Source organism: Halosegnis longus, assembly GCF_009663395.1.
Lineage (GTDB): Archaea > Halobacteriota > Halobacteria > Halobacteriales > Haloarculaceae > Halosegnis > Halosegnis longus.
Map to the genome: position 1 here is coordinate 840995 of NZ_QKNW01000001.1, position 16848 is coordinate 857842.

Here is a 16848-nt window from a genome sequence, read left to right on the forward strand (position 1 = left end):
CGTGAATGGGGGTATGCGAATCGCACTGCTCGGCGGCACCGGCGACATCGGGAAGGGACTCGCGCTCCGGTGGGGCCACGACACCGACCACGACATCATTCTCGGCTCGCGCGACCCCGAAAAGGCGCGTGCGGCCGCAGACGAGTATCAGGAGACGCTCGCGGACCACGGCGTCGAGACCAAGATCACGGGATTCGTCAACGAGATGGCGGCCGACCGCGCCGACGTGGCCGTGCTCGCCGTCCCGGCCTACCACCTCACCGACACGGTCGAGGCGGTCGCCGACAAGCTCGACGACACGGTGCTCGTCACGCCGGCCGTCGGGATGAAGCGCGACGACGACGGCTTCCACTACAATCCGCCGCCGGCCGGCTCCGTCTCCGCGCTCGCGGCCGACGCCGCCCCCGAGGGCGTCCCCGTCGTCGGCGCGTTCCACAACCTCGCCGCGGCCGGACTCACCGACCTCGACACCGAGTTCGACTGGGACACCCCGGTCTTCGGTGACGACGACAGCGCGAAGGCGACGGTGATGGAGCTTGCAGCCGAAATCGAGGGGCTGCGGCCGCTCGACGTGGGCGGGTTGGCGAACGCCTCGGAGGTCGAGGCGCTCACCCCGCTGCTCATCAACCTCGCGAGCGAGAACGAGGAGCTCCACGACCTCGGCGTGAAGTTCTGGTAGGATGGCCCGGCGACCGACCGCACGCGTCGGTGCGGGCCGGGTCGCCGCGCTGTTCGTCCCGCTTGCGGTCGTCGCGTGGCTCTCGGGACTCCCGTTCGTCTTCCCGAGTCTCGGCCCGTCGGCGTACGTGCTCGCGGTCAGTCCCGACGCCGACACTAGTCGGCCGGCACGCGTCTTCGGCGGCCATCTCATCGGACTCGCCGCCGGACTCGCCGCCTATCACCTGCTCGCGCCGGGACTCGTGCTCACGACACAGCCGGCCGCCGGGTCGCTCGCGAGCGGGCGACTCGCCGCGAGTGCCTTCCTCGCCGTCGTCGGCACGACCGCCGGGATGGTGGCGAGCGAGTATCGTCACGCGCCGGCGTGTGCGACGACGCTCATCGTGGCGCTCGGACTCCTGACGACGGCGCGTGAGGCGGTCGTCGTCGTGCTCGCCGTCGGTGTGCTGTTGGCGACCGACGCCGGGCTCAGGCGAATCGCTCGTCGGCGACGGCGCTGACCGGGACCCGTTCGTCGGCCAGTCCGATATCGACCGCGAACTCGGCGAGGTCGGCGTACATTCCGGTCGCCTGCGAGAAGTCGGCGGTGAACCGCTCGACCGTATCTCGCGCGATCGCATCGAGTAGCTCGGGGTCGTCCTCGCGCACCTCGGGATTTCGCTCGAAGAACGTCTCGATGGCGGTCTCCGGTTCGTCGCGGGTCGTCTCCACGCCGCGGCGGGTCGCCCGGAGGAATCCCTCGACGCGGTCGGGTGCGGTGTCGAGCGTTTCATCACTCGCTGTCAGGATGAGTCGGCTGAAGTCGGGAAGCCCGTAGTCGTCTAGCTCCCACAGCGCGGTGTCGAAGTCGCGGTGGCGGCTCTCCACCACCTCGAAGTTGTGGAAGGCGAGGAAGGCGATGTCGGCGTCGTCCTCGATGAGCGCGTCGGTGTGGTAGAAGCCGCGGTCCACCGGTTCGATATCGTCGGCAGAGTGGTCACCGCCGGCGTGTCGTATCATCGCCGCGACCATCCGCCGCCCCTCCGGTTCGGGTGCGCCGGGGTAGTTCAGTCGCACGCCGTCGGGGAGGTCGGCCGGCGTCTCCCACCCCCGATTCGTGGGGTACTGAATGCCGCCGGGCGTGTCGAGAAACTCCGCGATACCCTGCACCGGGACGCCGGCCGCGCGCTCGGGAATCAGGTGTATCGGCTCCGTGATGGCGAAGTCCAGTTCGCCGGCGGCCAACATCTCCAGCGTCTCGTAATGTTCCGGCGGCTCCCACACCTCCAGTTCGAGGCCTTCGTCGGCGTAGTAGCCGCGCTCGTCGGCCACGTAGAAGGGGATGTGGTCGGGGTTCAGAAACCACTCCAGTCCGAGCGTGACGCTGTCCATATGGACGCTACGGCGCAGCCCGATGTATAACTAACGAATACCACTGCGTGTTATCTGTCGTACGGGAGCTCGAACTCGTAGCCGACGGCCTCGACCGCGGCGTCGAGCACCTCCTCGACGCCCTCGTCGGTCTCGACGCTCATGTAGTGGTCGGCGTCCATCTCGCGGGACTCGTCGCTCTTGTTGCAGACGGTGAGGACGGGGATATCGCCGTCAGCGTCGGCAAACAGCTCCTCGATTTCATCGCGCAGTTCCAACTGCGAGGAGAGCGGATAGCCGCAGTTGCCGCTCGCGTCGGCGATGAAGAGGACGGCGTCGGCCAGGTGGACGAGCGCGCTGACGGCCTGTGACTCGATGGCGTTGCGCTCCTCGGCTGGCCGGTCGAGCACGCCCGGCGTATCGACGAGCTGGTAGCGGATGCGGTCGCGCTCGAAGTGGCCGACCCGGAGCTGGCGGGTCGTGAACGGGTACGTCGCCACCTCGTTCGACGCGCGGGTGACGCGGTTGACGAACGACGACTTCCCGACGTTGGGGTAGCCGGCGACGACGATTGTCGGCTCGTCCGGGCGGATGTCCGGGAGCGTACGGAGTTCCTCGCGCGCGTCGGCAATCGCGAGCAGGTCGTCCTCGACGGATTCGGTCACGTCGGCGTAGCGGGCGAAGGCCTGCTTGCGGAGCTTGCGGGCGGTGTCGGGGTCGGCGTTGCGGATGCGGCCGTGGTACTCTTGTTTGATGTTCTCGACCTGTCGAGAGGCCCACATTACCTCGTTGAGGTGTTGGCGGAGCGCGTCCACGTCGAGGTCCTCGCGCGCGACGATGGCGTCCGCGAGGTCACGGTAAAAGGGGTCCACGAGGTCGAAGTCCGGCCACGAGGTGACGACGTTGCCGAGATTGTCCGAGAGGATGTTGCCCGCGGTCTGGAGCATCGACTCCTGGGCTTCGATGCCGTGTTTGGCGTTGCCCGCGCGTGCGGCCCGGGAGAACGCCTTGTCGATGAGCTCCTCCGACCGTGGGGTGGTGGGGAGCGACTCGAAGATAGTCATTACCCACTCTTCCCTATCGACGCGTAAAACACGTTCGTTGGGGCCTCAGCCCGTGTGTGTCGCGTTCACAGCGCGAGCGTGGCGAGGTTTTTGTTCCGGGCGACCCAACGACGGGTATGGCAGAAATCGACGCCGGCGACCTGCTTCCGAACGAGCGCGTGATGGATGCGGTCGCGGACGGCGAAATCACGCAGTTGACCCGCGGGGCCGGGACCCGCTACGCCGACGAAGGAGACAGCTTCGTCGTGGACGGCGACAGCTTCACCGTCGTCGAAATCGAGGAGCGCAAGCTCGGCGACATGACCGACGGCGACGCCGAGCGCGAGGGATCGCCGTCGCTGTCGGCGTACAAGTCGCGGATGAAACGCGCCCATCCCGGCGGCTTCGAGTGGGACGACGACGCGGACGTGCTCACCTACCGGTTCGAGCGGGCGGAGTAGCTACCGCCGTTCCAGTTCCTCGAGCAGGTCGTCCAAATCGAGCTCCTGCATCGACAGCAGGACGAGCAGGTGGTAGACGAGGTCGGCAGATTCGGCCGCGAGCTCCTCGCCGTCGTCGTCCTTGGCGGCGAGAATCGTCTCCGTCGTCTCCTCGCCCAACTTTTCCAGGACGTAGTTCTTCCCCTTCTCGTGTGTGAACAGCCGGGTCGTGTAGGAGTCCTCTGGCAGTTCTGCTTTGCGCGATTCGATGAGGTCAAACAGCTCGCGGAGGGTGTCGTCGGTCATTCGGTGACCTCACGAATGTCCCGCAGGTCGGTGAACGCATCGGTCCCGCGCTTGCCGGCGTCGAAGACGGCGTCGGCGACGGTGATTGGTGCGCCGGTCCGGGCCGCGAGCGCGAGCGAGTCGGAGGGGCGCGCGTCGAGCGTCACCGAGCCGCGGGGGGTCGCCAACCGGAGTTCGGCGATGTAGGTTCCGTCTTCGAGTCCCGTTATCTCGACGGCGTCGACGCGACCGCCGAGTTCCTCGACGGCGTCCAGCAGGAGGTCGTGAGTGAACGGTCGGGGGGTGTCCTCGGCGTCGAGGCCCCGACGAATCGCCAGCGCCTCCTCGAAGCCGACGAAGATGGGGAGCACGTCGGTCGTCTCGGCGACGCCGACGAGGACGACCGGCACCTGCCCGGAGGGCGTGTCCGCGACGTGTACGCCGTCGATAGCTGCGTCCATACCCGAGAAAGGAGCGCTGGCGGGAAGTGGTTACCCCTCGGTGAAGAAGGCGACTTCGTGGATGCGGGCGTCATCGGTGAGTTCCGGGTGGAACGCCGTCGCGACAATCGGCCCGTCTCGGACGGCGACGATGCGGTCGTCCCACTCAGCGAGCACCGACACGTCGGAACCGACGGAGTCGATTGCCGGCGCGCGGATGAAGACGGCCGGAAACGGGGAGTCGAGCCCCGTCACGTCGAGCGGGGTCTGGAAGGAGTCGGCCTGCCGGCCGAAGGCGTTGCGGTTGACGGTCACGTCGAGCAGGCCGAGGGTGGCGACGCGGTCGTCCTTCGCGTCGGCCGCGAGGACGATAAGCCCGGCACACGTCGCGAGCACCGGTTTGTCGGCGGCGACGTGGTCGCGAATCTCGTCGTCGATACCTTCCTCGGCGAGGAGCGTGGAGATGGTCGTCGACTCGCCGCCCGGAATCAACAGGAGGTCACAGTCGGGGACGATACCGGCCTCCCGAATCGTCACCACCTCGACGGCGCGGTCGTGGCGGGCGGCGGCCTGCTCGATGGCGGCGGCGTGTTCCGACACGTCGCCTTGGACGGCGATAACGCCGGCTGTGAGGGTCATGTCGGTGGTAGGAACGACGGCGAGAAAAGCGCGCGGGTCGTTACGCGAGCGCGTTCAGGACGATGACGAGGACCCCGAAGAGGAGCCCGAACATGACGACCGTCTGGGGGGCAATCGTCGGCGTGTTGCGGTCTTCGCTGTCGAAGTACCGGACGAGTCCCGCAGACGACATCAGGCCGCCGGAGTTTTGGCCACTGCTCATACGCTATACTCCGAGCGCAGGAACCTAAGCGTTGTGTCACGGGCCGACGCCGCCCGCCGCGAAAGGCTTTACATCGCGGCTCGTCTACGCCTGATAGGCATGAGTGTCAATCTGAAGGACTTCTACGCGGACTGGTGTGGTCCGTGTAAGACCCAGGACCCGATTCTCGAAGAGATCTCCGAGGATTACCCGGAGGTCGGCTTCGAGAAGGTGAACGTCGACGAGGACCAGGAGACCGCAAACGAGTATCAGGTCCGTTCGCTCCCGACGCTCGTCATCGAGAACGACGACGGCATCGTCGAGCGGTTCGTCGGCGTCACCCAGCGCGACGACATCGAGAGCGCCCTGCAGAAGGCGGGCGCGTAACCCGGTCGCTTTTCTCTTCGCTGCGCGTACCGACGGTATGGACGGCGAACTCACGCCCACAGAGCTATCTGAACTGCGCGACAGCGAGGACCCGCGCATCATCGACATCCGGTCGCCCGTCGCCTTCGACCGGAGCCACATCCCCGGCAGCGAGAACATCCCGTTCCCGGAGCTGTCGGGCCGCATCGAGGAGCTAAACGGCACCGACCGCATCGTCACCGTCTGCCCGCACGGCAAGTCCTCGGTACAGGCCGCCCGGCTCATCGACTCCTACGAGGGAGCCACGGGCCGCGTGGAGTCGCTCGAATCCGGGCTGACCGGCTGGGAGCAGGAAGGCTACGAACTGGAGTCGTCCGGGCCGAGCGACGAGGGACCGAGCGCGGACCCGCCGTTTTAATCGGCGCCGTCGCTGGCCGAGTCGAGAAGACGAACGACGAAGAGAGTGTTAGGCGACGTTGAAGCCCTTGTCGCGGAGGAAGTCCTCCACACGGCCGGTGTGGTTCCCCTGGAGTTCGATCTGCCCGTCCTCGACGGTCCCTCCACAGGCGAACTTGGATTTGAGGTCCGACGAGAGCGAGTCGACGTCCACGTCCTTCGGGTCGAACCCTTCGATAATCGTTACCTCCTTCCCGTAGCGGCGCTCGTCAATGCGGATTGTGATCTCTTGGGACTCCTTGGCGACGTCCTCGCAGACGCAGAGTTCCTGGGGCAATCCACACGTCGAGCAGACTTCCGACATTACGCAAAGACCTACAGAGCGGCGCTATTAAACACTGTCGGGAGCGGGAATCAGGAGCCCACCACCACGTCTGCCAACTCGACCGCGTCGTCGGCGTCTGTCTCGCTCGCGGTCTCCGCGTACATCGCTCGCTCGTACACGCGTGCGAGCCGCTGGAACGGCTCGTCGCCGACGGCGGCGGCGTACTGACGGACGGTCTCGTCCGGGCGGCGCGTCCGCGTGCGGGCTTCGAGCGCGTACTCGGCGCGCGCGTAGGCGCGCTCGACATCTTCCAGCGGGGACTTGCGCGGCTGATACCGGAGCCACACGGCCCGGTAGGCGAGTTCGTCGACGCCGGCGAGCCGGAGCGCGGCGACCCCGCCGGCGAGCGCGACGGCCGCGAGTGCGGCCTGCTCGCGCGTGACCGACCCGGCCACGCCGCTCGGGGCCGGCGTCGGTGTGGTGGGCGCGGTCTCCGGGAGTCCCGGCGGTGCCGCGCCGCTGCGCTGTGGAATCGGCGTCGCCGTTCCGTCGCCAGACGACGCCGAGGGGTCGGGAGTCGGCGTCGGGGTCGGCGTCGGCGACCACTCACCCGGTCCCGTCTCGTTGGTGTCGACGTCGTCCTCGTCGGTGAGCCGCGCCTGCCGGAGTCGCTCCTGTTCGTTGAGCCGGCGGGGACCGGCCGGCGTCGGGTCGAACTGTTGCCAGCCGTAGCCGGGGAAGTACACCTCGACCCACGCGTGGGCGTCGAAGCCGCGCACGACCCACGACGACTCCCCGACTCGCTCGCCCGGCGTGTAGCCGACGGTGAACCGGGCGGGAATCCCCTGCGTCCGGAGCATCGCAATCATCGTCGTCGCGAAGTAGGTGCAGTAGCCGGCGTCCATCTCGAAGAGGAACTGGTCGGCGATGTCGCCGCTCGGCCGGTCCACGTCGAGCGAGTAGTCGCGGTTCGATTCGAGCCACGCCTCGACCCGGCTGGCGGCGTCGTAGGCGCTTGCGGCGTCGCCGACGATGTCGGCGGTGCGGTCGGCCACCCGCGAGGGGAAATCCCCCGGTAAGGCGAGATACCGCTGTTGGATGCCGTCCGGATACCGGTCGGGAGCGGCCCGGAGGTCGTCGGGCGTCGCCTGCGAGCGAGCCGAGGTGACGGTGTACGACTCGTCCTCGCGGAGCGAACGCGTGGGCGCGAGGCTGCCGTCCTGATACGCGTCGACGCTTGCGGGAACGTCGATATCGACGGGTTTCCACAGCGCCGGGAGCCGACCGATCTGGCCGGCGAGCGTGAACTCCTGTTGGACGCTCGTCGTCGGGCCGGGTGGCGTCGCGGGGCTGTCGTACGGCTCCGTCTCCCCGGTGCGAATCCAGCCGCGCCCGGAGTAGCGGTCGAAGGAGAGCGCACGCCAGTAGCCGACCTGCTCGCTTTCGACCTGAAACCGGACCGTCGGCGAGAGCGAAATCGACCCCTGAATCTGGAGGGATTCGCTGTCGGCGAGCAGATTCGCCTCCGTCGTGGTCGTGCCGCCGCCGAGCCCGCCGAGCCCGTCGCCGCCGACGCCGGCCCGCTCGCTCGGCACCACGTCGAGGACGGAGGCACCGACGACCGCGCCCCCCAGGCCGACGAGCACGGACCGCCGGCTCGCGTCGACGGCCGTCGGCGTCGTCTCGACGGTGCCGAAGCCGGCCGCGGCGGCCACGCCGACCACGCCGAGCAGCGTCGTCGTCGTGCCGGCGTCGCCGGTCAACACGAGCAGCCCGAGCGTGGCTCCGGCGACGGTCGCGCCGGCCACGTAGCGGCGACGCACCGCGAGATACCACGCGAACATCGTCGGTGCGGGCACCAGCGTCAGCGCCCAGATGTCCGCGTTGATGATGCGGAGAATCGACATCCCGGTGAGCAGCGACACCGTGTCGCCGACGAACGGTCCCAGGTTCTCGCCGAGCGCGGCGGTCGCGGGGAGGGAGGCGAGATACTGTTGGGTGCCGGCGGCGACGAGCGCGAGGAAGCAGGCGAGCGCCCACCGCGGCCGGACGAATCTGGCGAGCACCGTGCCGCCGGCGAGCGAGAGGGCCGCCAACGCCGGGACCGACCCGGAGCCGTCGGCCACGACGACGATACGGTCGAGCACGGCGAGATACGTCAGTATCGCGAGCAGGACCCCGCCGGTCGCGAGCACTCTGTCGGGGCGGTCGATCTGGAACAGCGCCCGCACCCGGCCGTCGGGGAGTCGCCCGCGGGGGCGTTCGCGACCGCTCATGCGTTTGCCCCCGTGAGTTCCGCAAAGCGGAACGACTCGTCGGCGATGGTGACGGTCGTCTCGTCCGTCGTCGCGTCGATGTGAACGTCTCCCTCGTCGGCCGGCTGCCCGGGACCGGCCCGGGCGAGCAGCGCCAGCATATCGGTGCGGGCCGTCGGTCCCCGGCGCTGTGGAGTCCGGCCGTTGGGCGCGACTAGCCCGACCGTGAGCCCGCGGTCGAGCAGGTGGACGGCGACGCTCGCCGCCGCGGTCGCCATCGCGTCCGCGCTGTCGGCGTCACTCGCCGCGACGACCGTAATCCCGCCCTCGTCGGGCGCGGCGTACTCCGTGACGACGAGCTCGCCCGGTTCCCGTTTGGCCGACGACGGCCAGTGGACGTTCCGGAGCGGGTCGCCGGGGACGTACTCGCGCAGGGAGGAGAACGCGTCGCGTTCTGGCGAGCCGGCCTCGTCCACCAGCCCGGCGAATCGCCGCGATGGAGCAAGCGGCTCGACGGCGGGATACACGAGCAGGTCCGTCGGGTCGCCGCGCTCGCCCGTCCGGGAGACGAGCCCGAACACGTCGGTCTCGGTCGTCGTCGCCGGGCCGAGACGGCCGACGCCCCGCTCCGTGAGTTCGACCCGGTAGCCGTCGGGGCGATCCTCGCGGTGCACGAGCCGCTCGCCGACGCTGTCGGTGACTGACACCGGCCCGGCGCTTTCGGTTCGCAGGGAGACATCCCGCGTCTCGCCGGGGAAGCCGGGCGTCGGCTGTGACCGCGTGACGGTGGGCGGCGCGCGCCGGCGGAGCGAGAGCCACCCGTAGCCGACGGCCACGAGCGCCGGCACCACGACCGCGTTCAGCGACCGCGGCCCCGCCGTCAGCCCGGCCCACAACGCGACGACGACGAGCGCGAGCGTCGCGTAGCCACGCCGCGTCGGTCTCATCGCTCGACGGGGACCGCCTCGAGTGCCGACGCCACCACGTCTTCGGGGTCGCCCTCGCCCCGCCCCACGCGAATCCGGTGGGTGAACACGGGTCGCGTCTCCTGTTGGATGTCGTCGGGGAGGACGTAGTCGCGGTCGTTCAAGACGGCGCGTCCCTGTGCGGCCTGCAACAGCGCGACCGACCCCCGGGGCGAGACGCCGAGCTGGGCGTTCTCGCGCGTGTAGCCCGCCAGCCGCGTGACGTAGTCGCGCACCGCCTCGCTCACCGTCACCTCGGCGGTGGCGGTTTGGGCGGCGACGAGGTCGCCGGTCGTCGCGACCGGCTCCAGCGTCTCAATCGGGTGTTCGCCGACGACGCGGCCCAGGATCTCCGTCTCGTCGGCGGGGTCGGGGTAGCCGAGCGAGAGCTTCATTGCGAACCGGTCGAGTTCGGCGGCCGGAAGCTCGTAGGTGCGGTCCCGCTCCACGCTGTTTTGGGTCGCGACGACGAAGAACGGCTCCGGCAGCTCCCGGGTCGTCCCGTCGGCCGTCACCTGTCGCTCCTCCATCGCTTCGAGCAGCGCGGCCTGCGTCTTCGGGGGCGCGCGATTGATCTCGTCGCCGAGGACGACGTTCGCGAACACCGGGCCGGGCCGGAACTCGAACGTCTGGTCGGCTTGGTCGAAGACGTTGACGCCGGTGATATCCGCCGGCAGCAGGTCCGGCGTGAACTGGACGCGCTTGAACTCACACTCGAAGGAGGTGGCGACCGCACGCGCGAGCATCGTCTTCCCGACGCCCGGTACGTCTTCCAGCAGGACGTGGCCGCGACCGAGCAGCGCGACGACGAGATGTTCGATGCTGTCCTCGTTTCCGACGATGACCTCTCCGATGTTGTCGATGACGCGGCGAGCCGTCTCGCCAGCCGTCGCGGTTGTGTGCTGGCTCATCGTGGCTCGACCATGCGGAGGGATGGCATTAGCCGAAGGGTGGAGCCGCTGTACCGTAAGTTTGGTCCTGGGATAAATATCAAAAGGCACGAGCCGGTTGACAGGTGGACAGCGATTCAGACGACGGGAAAACATAAGCCGGACACGGACGGCAAGAAGGTATGACCGAGCCGACGCTCTCTGATTTCGAAGACGATACTGCGATTTTCAAGGCAACGGGACCACCAGATCACTGGCTCACGACGCTCAACACCGGTATCTGGGGATTCGCGTCCGACAATGAGAGCAGTTGGGAACGAGTCTCTGCCGGGGATTTGATTCTGTTTCACTCGACCGGGTCCGATACGCACGACGGAAACTGGGACTCTGGAATCATCGGCTACGGTATCGCAGGGACAAAGCGAACCAAGGAGTATCCGCTGTGGCGCTCAGAAGTTGAGGCAGGCGAGAACGCATTCCCGTATATCGTGGAGCTGACAGCGACACACTGGCGGGGGAACATTGGTGGGGTCTCTGGAGCAGAAATTGGGGAGAAATCTCACGAACAGATACACAACGATATCGAATCGCTACTGCAGAATCGACTAACTTTGGGCGAAATCGAAGAAGAGACGGGGAGCAGATTCCCCGTGATGGGTTCGTTCAGTTCACCAAGCGACGGTCAACAGCATCTACGCCTGCTTCAATCGGAGCCGCTCACGACTGTTCGATACCGAAACCGGGATGTCGAACAGGCGGAATCGGCCGACGAACCGGAGACTGCGAGCCAATCATTCGACCACCTTCGAAAGCGGGAGGGAATCACTCTTGACGGAGACGCACTCTTTGATGATCTCTATTTCGACCCAGACGAACGACGACGGATACAGAGTGCGGTTGAGTCAGCAGTCCAGTCAGGGAAGCATGTCATCTTCACCGGTCCACCCGGAACTGGAAAGACAGAGTTGGCCGAGAACACGTGTAAGGCGTTGCTCCACAACGACCAGTACACCGACTACCAGATATCGACTGCGACGGCCGATTGGTCTACGTTCGATACCGTCGGCGGATATATGCCACGTGACGAAGCGGGAGGCTCGCTCGATTTCGTTCCGGGGCAGGTGTTGGAGCGACTTCCGAACGGCGACCACGCGCGAAACGAACTACTCGTCATCGATGAGATAAACCGAGCAGACATCGACAAGGCGTTCGGACAGTTGTTTACTGTGTTGTCCGGGCAGCCGGTGCAGTTGCCGTTCCAGCAAGCGGGGTCGGAGGTGGAGATTCTTCCGGCGGACCGAGTTGACTGGAGCAGTCAGCCCGCATCTCACGAGTATGTCGTTCCCGAGTCGTGGCGACTACTGGCGACGATGAACAGCTACGATAAGACCTCGTTGTACGAGATGAGCTACGCGTTTATGCGACGGTTTACTTTTATCCGTGTCGGCCCTCCGTCCGGGGACTTAGAACAAGCAATCAGCAAGTACGTCGAACTCTGGGGTATCGAGACCACGGAGCCGGATGAGGCCGCAGTCGCAACGGTGTGGCGAACGATGAACAGCCATGACCGGGCGATTGGACCAGCCGTTGTGAAGGATATGTTGGAGATGATGAGCGCGATGGAGCCAGCAACTATAGAGGAGAAGACAACACAGGCCGTCGCGAGCTATGTTCTTCCGCAGCTAGAGGGGATACCGCAGCGGAAAGAAATCGTTCAACAGCTATTCGAGACACGGGTCGATGAATCGGTGCTTCGACAGGTCGCGTCTGAAGTGCTTCAGGTTCCTCTCGAATGAATCGCCAAGAGCTTCTCGACAAACTGACGCAGGACGTACTCGGCTATGTGATGCACGGTCACCTCTCCGATGACGTACTGATCGAGCCACTCAAACCAGAGGGACTGGCTGACCGATTTGACGATTATCAAACGCTAATCGACCTTCATTTCGTTCTCCGTGATGACGTAGTGGCGTTCGTCCGTGAGCTACCTCAGCGACTTCGGCAGTTAGAGACTTCGACGGAGAGTAGGACGAGAACATCTCGCGGGACTGTTCGAGGGCGAGTAAACTGGTCACAGACAGCGCGTGTTCGGAGTACGCAGAGTCCGGGCGACCGTTCGCTGTTCGTCTGTGATACTCGGACCGAGACCTACGACACCGATGAGAACATCGTCCTCAAGCGATTGCTCGCAACGGTGTATCAGGCCGTAGAGAACGCACAAGAGTATCTCGACAGCGAGTATGAGTGGGTGAACGAAGCGTGGCGTGGCGAGGAGGAACTCCTCTTAGAGCTTCAGAAGATTATGGAACGAAACGTCCACGTCAGACGGATACGAGAGCCGGAGCAGTACGAACCGACAGACCGGATGCTAGTAAGCAGCGAGAACTCCCGACAGCCGGTGTACCGGGAGGCCGCAGGGCTCGTTCGAGAGTACCGGGCAATTCATCGAGGAGAGTCGACCGCAGTTCGAAATCTCCTCGAACAGACAGCAATCACGCCAGACGACGAGGAGACACTGCTCGAATTGTACGTGCTGTTTCGGTTCATCGCGACTATCGAAGACCTCCACGGAGGAGAGTTCACAGTCTCGACAATCGAGTCCGGTCGACAGGAAATTGCGCGACTCTCGGGGCCAAAGGAGATTGTGCTGTATCACGACACCTCGGGAGGAGACCGTGGCCTCTCGTTTCGCTCTGTACCCGAAGAGAAGTCCGACAAGGAGCTATCGCGGACGGAAGCAGTTCAGCGGGCGGCACAGCGTGTCGCTCGCGACTACTTCGGACAGCAGTTCCAGAACCACACCGGACGGCCGGACGTAATCGTTCTCGAGGTTATCGATGAAGACGCTGGAAGCTACGAGTATTTCATCACCGAAGTGAAAAACTCGACACGAGTCGACACGATTCGAGGCGGAATCAAAGAGACGCTGGAGTATCTCGCATTCCTCAGACAAGACGGCGAGTACGTGAATGGAAGCAAGTCAGGCGGCAGCTTCTTCGGTGACGGTTCGAACGGTCTGCTCGTCGTACAGGATATGCCGGAACGTGAGACACAGCCGTTCAGCGAGCAGGATGGTATCGGAATCCTACAGGTCGGAAAACTAGACGAGCAGTTGGAGTCCGTGCTTGCAGATGTCGTGTGATGTGGCCTGTGCTACTCCGACGACGCCGACACGCAGTCCTCGCTCGCGGGGTTTGGAGCCACTCGCGCCGGGACCATCAAGCGGCCGATGGACATTAATGAGTAGTTCTTTGCCATAGGGAACGGGAATATCGAGGACGTGCGCGACGGCATCGAACGCTACGAGCAGGCGACGGAACGCGCAGCGGAGTTGGACGAGAAAATCGAGCGCACCGACGACCTCATCGACGAACTGGTGTATGACCTCTACGGGCTGACCGACGAGGAAATCGAGATCGTCGAGCAGGCGGTCGGAGAGTAACCCACGGCATCCGCTCGCGGAGCGAGCGGTTCACCGCGCCGAAGGCGCGGCTGCGTTGCGGTTTTTGGAGCAGATTTTTGCAAGGAGTGGTGCCCACAGGCGCGGCGAAGCCGCGCCGAGGACACCCGACGCAGCAAAAAGGTGCGCTAGAAGAACTTGAACAGGTCGTCGCGTTTCGCCTCGTGGAGGTGGTGGCGAACGGCCTGATTCAGCGCGTCGATGTTCCCCGTCTTCGCGGTAATCGGGGCGATCGTCTCGCCCTCCCACTGTTTCCACGGCGGGAACAGGCCGAAGCGGTCACAGATCTCGTTGAGCCGCTCGTCGCGGTCGTCCACCTTGTCCATCTTGTTGACCGCGAGCACGACCGGAATCCCGAGTTCGCGACAGAAGCCGAACATCTCGACGGTGTGTGGAATCTCGTCGGGGCCGGAGTGGCGGTCGATGATGTCGACGGCGGCCTTCCCGTCGAGGACGATGACGCCACAGAGAATCTTGTCGGCGTTTTCTTCCAGATACTGGACGATGTGGGTCTTGATGTCGTCCTGTACGTCGTCGGGGACGCCGGCCATGAAGCCGAAGCCCGGGAGGTCCGAGATGACGAAGTCCTCGCTGGTCCAGTCGTAGTGGTTGGGCTGGCGGGTGACGCCCGGCTTCTGGCCGGTGTCGAACGTGTGGCCCGTGATTTCGCGCATCAGGGTGGATTTCCCGACGTTGGAGCGACCGATGAGGACGACCTCGGCGTCGCGGTCGGGGCGAGAGTCGAACATACCCGCCGTAGCGGGGCGACGGGGATAACGCTCGTGGAGTGGCACGGGGAGAGGCGGCTTTTTATCCACGCGCCGTGAGTCGTGAGCGTGCGACTCGTCCAGGTAACGATTCCGGCGGGCAAACGCGACGCGCTGTTGTCGGTCCTTGACGACGAGGGAATCGACTACGTCGTGACCGACGAGGCCAGCGGGCGCGAGTACGTCGGCGTCGTCTACTTCCCGATTCCGACGGCAGCAGTCGAGCCGGTGCTCGAATCGCTGCGCGAGGTCGGCATCGACGACCAAGCGTACACCGTCGTCCTGACGGCCGAGACCGTCGTCTCCCGGAAGTTCGACCAGCTGAAGGAGAAGTACGAGGAAGACAAGGGGAGCGACGACCGCATCGCGCGCGAGGAACTCCAAGCCCGGGCCGAAGACCTCGCATCCTCGCTGCCGACGTACGTCGTGATGACGGTCGTCTCGGCGGTCATCGCGACGGCCGGCCTGTTGCTCGATTCGCCCGCGACCGTCGTCGGGTCGATGGTCATCGCGCCGCTCATCGGGCCGGCGATGGCCGCCGCCGTCGGGAGCGTCGTCGACGACGACGAACTGTTCGCGCGCGGGGTCCGGATGCAGGCGCTCGGGGTGACACTCGCCGTCGTCGCCGCCGGCGCGTTCGCCGCGCTCGTGAATCTCTTAAACCTCGTGCCGGCCTCGCTCGACCCCGCGACCATCGGACAGGTTCGCGAGCGATTGAACCCGGATTTCCTCTCGCTGGCCGTCGCGCTCGGGTCGGGGATCGCCGGAGCCGTCTCCTTGACGACGGGCGTCTCCTCCGCGCTCGTGGGCGTGATGATTGCCGTCGCGCTGGTGCCGCCGGCCGCGACCGTCGGTATCGGCATCGCCTACGGCAGCCCCGTGATGGCTGTCTCCTCGGGCGTGTTGGTCGTCGTGAATCTGCTCTCCATCAATCTGGCCGCGCTCGGCGTGTTGTGGTACGCGGGCTACCGACCGGCCGGGCTGTTCCGCGAGGACGACGCCCGCGCCGCGACCATCCGCCGGGTCGCCGCGCTCGTCGGCGTCATCCTCCTCCTGTCGGCGTTCCTCGGCGGCGTCACCTACGACACCTACCAGACGTCCGCCGTCGAGTCGGATATCGAGGGCGAGGTCGCCGGACTGTTCGCCGCCGACGGCGCGTATCCGGAGCTGACGGCCTTCGAGACGGTCGTGAGCTTCGAGCCGCGCGACCCCGTCTTCCTTCTCCACGACGCCTCGTCAGTCGTCGTCACGGTCGGGGTCCCACCCGGCGCGGAGACGACGGGGTTGACGGCCGCCATCGAGCGGGAAGTGTCAGCCGTCGTCGGCTCGGACACCGAGATAGAGGTGCGCTACGTCTCCTACGAACGGGCGTAGCTCAAATCCGTCTTTGAGTTATCAGCGCGGTTATCTAATCCGGTAGCCTACTGCGAGTCGTGCGCCAACAGACGCTCACCGTCGTCGCCGTCGCGGTTGCCGTCCTCCTCGCCGGGGCCGGCCTCGCCGCGGCCGTCACGACCAACGACCAGCCCGCACAGCCTGCGACCCAACAGTCGAGCGACACGCCGACCGTCACCGTCACCGGCGTCGGTGACGCGGAGACCGCCGCCGACCGCGCCGTCGTCGCCGTCACCGTCGAAGCCACCGCCGACAGCGCGAGCGAGGTTCGCGAGGCGCTCGCGACAGACGCCGAGGGGATGCGCGATGCCCTCGCCGATGCGGGTATCGACGCCGACCAGCTCCGCACGGCCCGCTACGACATCTCGCGCAACTACGAGAGCCGCGAGAACCCCGACGCGCCCGCCTACCGCGGCCAGCACAGCTTCGAGATTCGCCTGACTGACACCGACGCCGTCGGCACCGCCATCGACGCCGCGGTCGACGGTGGCGCGAGCTACGTCGAGAACGTCCGCTTCACCCTCTCGGAGGAGGCGCGACAGGAGCTTCGCACGCAGGCGCTCGCCGAGGCGATGGAGACGGCCCGCGGTGAGGCCGAGACGCTCGCCGACAACGGCGACCTCGAACTCACCGGCACGGCCGAGGTCTCGACCACGACCGACTACCGCCGTCCCGTCGCCTACGCGGCTGACGCCGGCGGTGCCGGCACAGCCACCAGCATCGACGCCGGTCCCGTGAGCGTCTCCGTCACCGTGCAGGTCACCTACGACGCCCAGAACGTTTAGGCTGTTTTTTGATAGCTGCGTTTTCTGGCACTTCGGCTGATTTTGTGGTTTTCGGCGTTGGAATCGCTACCACGGTTCTGATTGCTTGGCTTCGGGACCAGCACCGCGCTGTTTGGTGTGGCTTCGACAGCACCGCAACCACTCTGGTTGCTTGGTCTCGGGGAAACCGCACCGCGACCGCACGCTCG

The 16848-nt window shown here is 66.1% G+C and carries 20 protein-coding genes and 1 pseudogene; 10 read left to right on the forward strand and 11 right to left on the reverse strand.

Annotated features, from left to right (window positions below; genetic code table 11):
- Window positions 1-13 precede the first annotated feature (13 nt).
- Together npdG and DM818_RS04690 are read left to right on the forward strand one after the other, a co-directional pair.
- Entirely contained in the window at window positions 14-679 is a 666-nt protein-coding gene (gene npdG, locus DM818_RS04685; RefSeq protein WP_153952372.1) for an NADPH-dependent F420 reductase, read from the forward strand.
- 1 nt (window position 680) lies between these two features.
- Window positions 681-1178 (forward strand): HPP family protein, encoded by a 498-nt coding sequence (locus tag DM818_RS04690; protein ID WP_153952373.1) that lies wholly within the window; start codon window positions 681-683, stop codon window positions 1176-1178.
- On the opposite strand, the gene DM818_RS04695 is transcribed toward DM818_RS04690, so the two are convergent.
- Both DM818_RS04695 and DM818_RS04700 read right to left on the reverse strand, forming a co-directional pair.
- On the reverse strand, window positions 1147-2049 hold the full coding sequence (locus DM818_RS04695; RefSeq protein ID WP_153952374.1) for an ABC transporter substrate-binding protein: 903 nt from the start codon (window positions 2047-2049) through the stop codon (window positions 1147-1149). The two genes, DM818_RS04690 and DM818_RS04695, sit on opposite strands and share 32 nt — an antisense overlap.
- Window positions 2050-2099: 50 nt before the next feature.
- Window positions 2100-3092, reverse strand: coding sequence for an NOG1 family protein (locus tag DM818_RS04700; RefSeq protein ID WP_153952375.1), 993 nt, complete (start codon window positions 3090-3092; stop codon window positions 2100-2102).
- 116 nt (window positions 3093-3208) lie between these two features.
- On the opposite strand from DM818_RS04700, the gene DM818_RS04705 reads away from it, so the two are divergent.
- Window positions 3209-3532 (forward strand): hypothetical protein, encoded by a 324-nt coding sequence (locus DM818_RS04705; protein ID WP_075937872.1) that lies wholly within the window; start codon window positions 3209-3211, stop codon window positions 3530-3532.
- On the opposite strand, the gene hisE is transcribed toward DM818_RS04705, so the two are convergent.
- From hisE to DM818_RS04725, 4 genes are read right to left on the reverse strand one after another with little or no spacing between them, the layout of a single operon-like run.
- Window positions 3533-3817 carry a phosphoribosyl-ATP diphosphatase gene (hisE, locus tag DM818_RS04710; protein ID WP_075937871.1) on the reverse strand — a complete coding sequence of 95 codons (285 nt, stop codon included), beginning with the start codon at window positions 3815-3817 and terminating at the stop codon, window positions 3533-3535.
- On the reverse strand, window positions 3814-4257 hold the full coding sequence (locus DM818_RS04715; RefSeq protein ID WP_075937870.1) for a bifunctional nuclease family protein: 444 nt from the start codon (window positions 4255-4257) through the stop codon (window positions 3814-3816). Before DM818_RS04715 ends, hisE begins: the two co-directional genes overlap by 4 nt.
- Before the next feature lie 30 nt (window positions 4258-4287).
- Window positions 4288-4875 carry a pyridoxal 5'-phosphate synthase glutaminase subunit PdxT gene (pdxT, locus tag DM818_RS04720; protein WP_153952376.1) on the reverse strand — a complete coding sequence of 196 codons (588 nt, stop codon included), beginning with the start codon at window positions 4873-4875 and terminating at the stop codon, window positions 4288-4290.
- A 40-nt stretch (window positions 4876-4915) separates the two neighbouring features.
- Entirely contained in the window at window positions 4916-5077 is a 162-nt protein-coding gene (locus DM818_RS04725) for a preprotein translocase subunit Sec61beta (RefSeq protein ID WP_075937868.1), read from the reverse strand.
- Window positions 5078-5176: 99 nt separating this feature from the next.
- Here DM818_RS04725 and DM818_RS04730 point away from each other — a divergent pair, with 99 nt between their 5' ends.
- Together DM818_RS04730 and DM818_RS04735 are read left to right on the forward strand one after the other, a co-directional pair.
- Window positions 5177-5443, forward strand: a complete 267-nt coding sequence (locus DM818_RS04730; protein WP_075937867.1) for a thioredoxin family protein — start codon at window positions 5177-5179, stop codon at window positions 5441-5443.
- Window positions 5444-5480: 37 nt separating this feature from the next.
- The gene (locus DM818_RS04735) at window positions 5481-5840 is read left to right on the forward strand and encodes a rhodanese-like domain-containing protein (RefSeq protein ID WP_075937866.1); all 360 of its coding nucleotides are present in this window, start codon (window positions 5481-5483) and stop codon (window positions 5838-5840) included.
- Window positions 5841-5888: 48 nt separating this feature from the next.
- Here the strand turns inward: DM818_RS04735 and yciH are convergent, their stop codons facing one another.
- The 4 genes from yciH to DM818_RS04755 are packed head-to-tail and all read right to left on the reverse strand — an operon-like array spanning window position 5889 to window position 10274.
- Complete coding sequence (yciH, locus tag DM818_RS04740; RefSeq protein ID WP_075937865.1) at window positions 5889-6182, reverse strand: stress response translation initiation inhibitor YciH; 294 nt, start codon at window positions 6180-6182, stop codon at window positions 5889-5891.
- A 50-nt stretch (window positions 6183-6232) separates the two neighbouring features.
- Window positions 6233-8419 carry a DUF3488 and transglutaminase-like domain-containing protein gene (locus DM818_RS04745; protein WP_153952377.1) on the reverse strand — a complete coding sequence of 729 codons (2187 nt, stop codon included), beginning with the start codon at window positions 8417-8419 and terminating at the stop codon, window positions 6233-6235.
- Complete coding sequence (locus DM818_RS04750; protein ID WP_153952378.1) at window positions 8416-9345, reverse strand: DUF58 domain-containing protein; 930 nt, start codon at window positions 9343-9345, stop codon at window positions 8416-8418. The genes DM818_RS04745 and DM818_RS04750 overlap by 4 nt, the downstream gene beginning before the upstream one ends.
- Complete coding sequence (locus DM818_RS04755; RefSeq protein WP_075937862.1) at window positions 9342-10274, reverse strand: AAA family ATPase; 933 nt, start codon at window positions 10272-10274, stop codon at window positions 9342-9344. The genes DM818_RS04750 and DM818_RS04755 overlap by 4 nt, the downstream gene beginning before the upstream one ends.
- Before the next feature lie 161 nt (window positions 10275-10435).
- Between DM818_RS04755 and DM818_RS04760 the strand changes: the two genes are divergently transcribed.
- The 3 genes and pseudogenes from DM818_RS04760 to DM818_RS04770 form a co-directional block, all read left to right on the forward strand.
- Window positions 10436-12049, forward strand: a complete 1614-nt coding sequence (locus DM818_RS04760; RefSeq protein WP_075937861.1) for an AAA family ATPase — start codon at window positions 10436-10438, stop codon at window positions 12047-12049.
- A 398-nt stretch (window positions 12050-12447) separates the two neighbouring features.
- On the forward strand, window positions 12448-13395 hold the full coding sequence (locus tag DM818_RS04765) for a hypothetical protein (protein WP_235907912.1): 948 nt from the start codon (window positions 12448-12450) through the stop codon (window positions 13393-13395).
- Window positions 13396-13524: 129 nt separating this feature from the next.
- Window positions 13525-13695: pseudogene (locus DM818_RS04770) on the forward strand (restriction endonuclease); the annotation flags it as partial.
- Between the two features lie 146 nt (window positions 13696-13841).
- Here the strand turns inward: DM818_RS04770 and engB are convergent.
- Entirely contained in the window at window positions 13842-14462 is a 621-nt protein-coding gene (engB, locus tag DM818_RS04775) for a GTP-binding protein EngB (RefSeq protein ID WP_123123728.1), read from the reverse strand.
- An 87-nt stretch (window positions 14463-14549) separates the two neighbouring features.
- Between engB and DM818_RS04780 the strand changes: the two genes are divergently transcribed.
- The gene (locus tag DM818_RS04780; RefSeq protein WP_075937857.1) at window positions 14550-15854 is read left to right on the forward strand and encodes a TIGR00341 family protein; all 1305 of its coding nucleotides are present in this window, start codon (window positions 14550-14552) and stop codon (window positions 15852-15854) included.
- A 59-nt stretch (window positions 15855-15913) separates the two neighbouring features.
- A complete protein-coding gene (locus DM818_RS04785; RefSeq protein ID WP_075937856.1) occupies window positions 15914-16660 on the forward strand; it encodes an SIMPL domain-containing protein in 747 nt (248 codons plus the stop codon).
- The last annotated feature ends 188 nt before the right edge of the window (window positions 16661-16848 follow it).

Bases quoted from the DNA above. Each gene is read 5' to 3' on its own strand.
- DM818_RS04725 (WP_075937868.1), bottom strand. From the start codon at position 5,077: ATGAGCAGTGGCCAAAACTCCGGCGGCCTGATGTCGTCTGCGGGACTC.
- DM818_RS04715 (WP_075937870.1), bottom strand. From the start codon at position 4,257: ATGGACGCAGCTATCGACGGCGTACACGTCGCGGACACGCCCTCCGGG.
- DM818_RS04735 (WP_075937866.1), top strand. From the start codon at position 5,481: ATGGACGGCGAACTCACGCCCACAGAGCTATCTGAACTGCGCGACAGC.
- DM818_RS04695 (WP_153952374.1), bottom strand. From the start codon at position 2,049: ATGGACAGCGTCACGCTCGGACTGGAGTGGTTTCTGAACCCCGACCAC.
- DM818_RS04705 (WP_075937872.1), top strand. From the start codon at position 3,209: ATGGCAGAAATCGACGCCGGCGACCTGCTTCCGAACGAGCGCGTGATG.
- DM818_RS04690 (WP_153952373.1), top strand. From the start codon at position 681: ATGGCCCGGCGACCGACCGCACGCGTCGGTGCGGGCCGGGTCGCCGCG.
- DM818_RS04760 (WP_075937861.1), top strand. From the start codon at position 10,436: ATGACCGAGCCGACGCTCTCTGATTTCGAAGACGATACTGCGATTTTC.
- pdxT (WP_153952376.1), bottom strand. From the start codon at position 4,875: ATGACCCTCACAGCCGGCGTTATCGCCGTCCAAGGCGACGTGTCGGAA.
- DM818_RS04755 (WP_075937862.1), bottom strand. From the start codon at position 10,274: ATGAGCCAGCACACAACCGCGACGGCTGGCGAGACGGCTCGCCGCGTC.
- npdG (WP_153952372.1), top strand. From the start codon at position 14: ATGCGAATCGCACTGCTCGGCGGCACCGGCGACATCGGGAAGGGACTC.
- yciH (WP_075937865.1), bottom strand. From the start codon at position 6,182: ATGTCGGAAGTCTGCTCGACGTGTGGATTGCCCCAGGAACTCTGCGTC.
- DM818_RS04700 (WP_153952375.1), bottom strand. From the start codon at position 3,092: ATGACTATCTTCGAGTCGCTCCCCACCACCCCACGGTCGGAGGAGCTC.
- DM818_RS04730 (WP_075937867.1), top strand. From the start codon at position 5,177: ATGAGTGTCAATCTGAAGGACTTCTACGCGGACTGGTGTGGTCCGTGT.
- DM818_RS04750 (WP_153952378.1), bottom strand. From the start codon at position 9,345: ATGAGACCGACGCGGCGTGGCTACGCGACGCTCGCGCTCGTCGTCGTC.
- engB (WP_123123728.1), bottom strand. From the start codon at position 14,462: ATGTTCGACTCTCGCCCCGACCGCGACGCCGAGGTCGTCCTCATCGGT.
- DM818_RS04745 (WP_153952377.1), bottom strand. From the start codon at position 8,419: ATGAGCGGTCGCGAACGCCCCCGCGGGCGACTCCCCGACGGCCGGGTG.
- hisE (WP_075937871.1), bottom strand. From the start codon at position 3,817: ATGACCGACGACACCCTCCGCGAGCTGTTTGACCTCATCGAATCGCGC.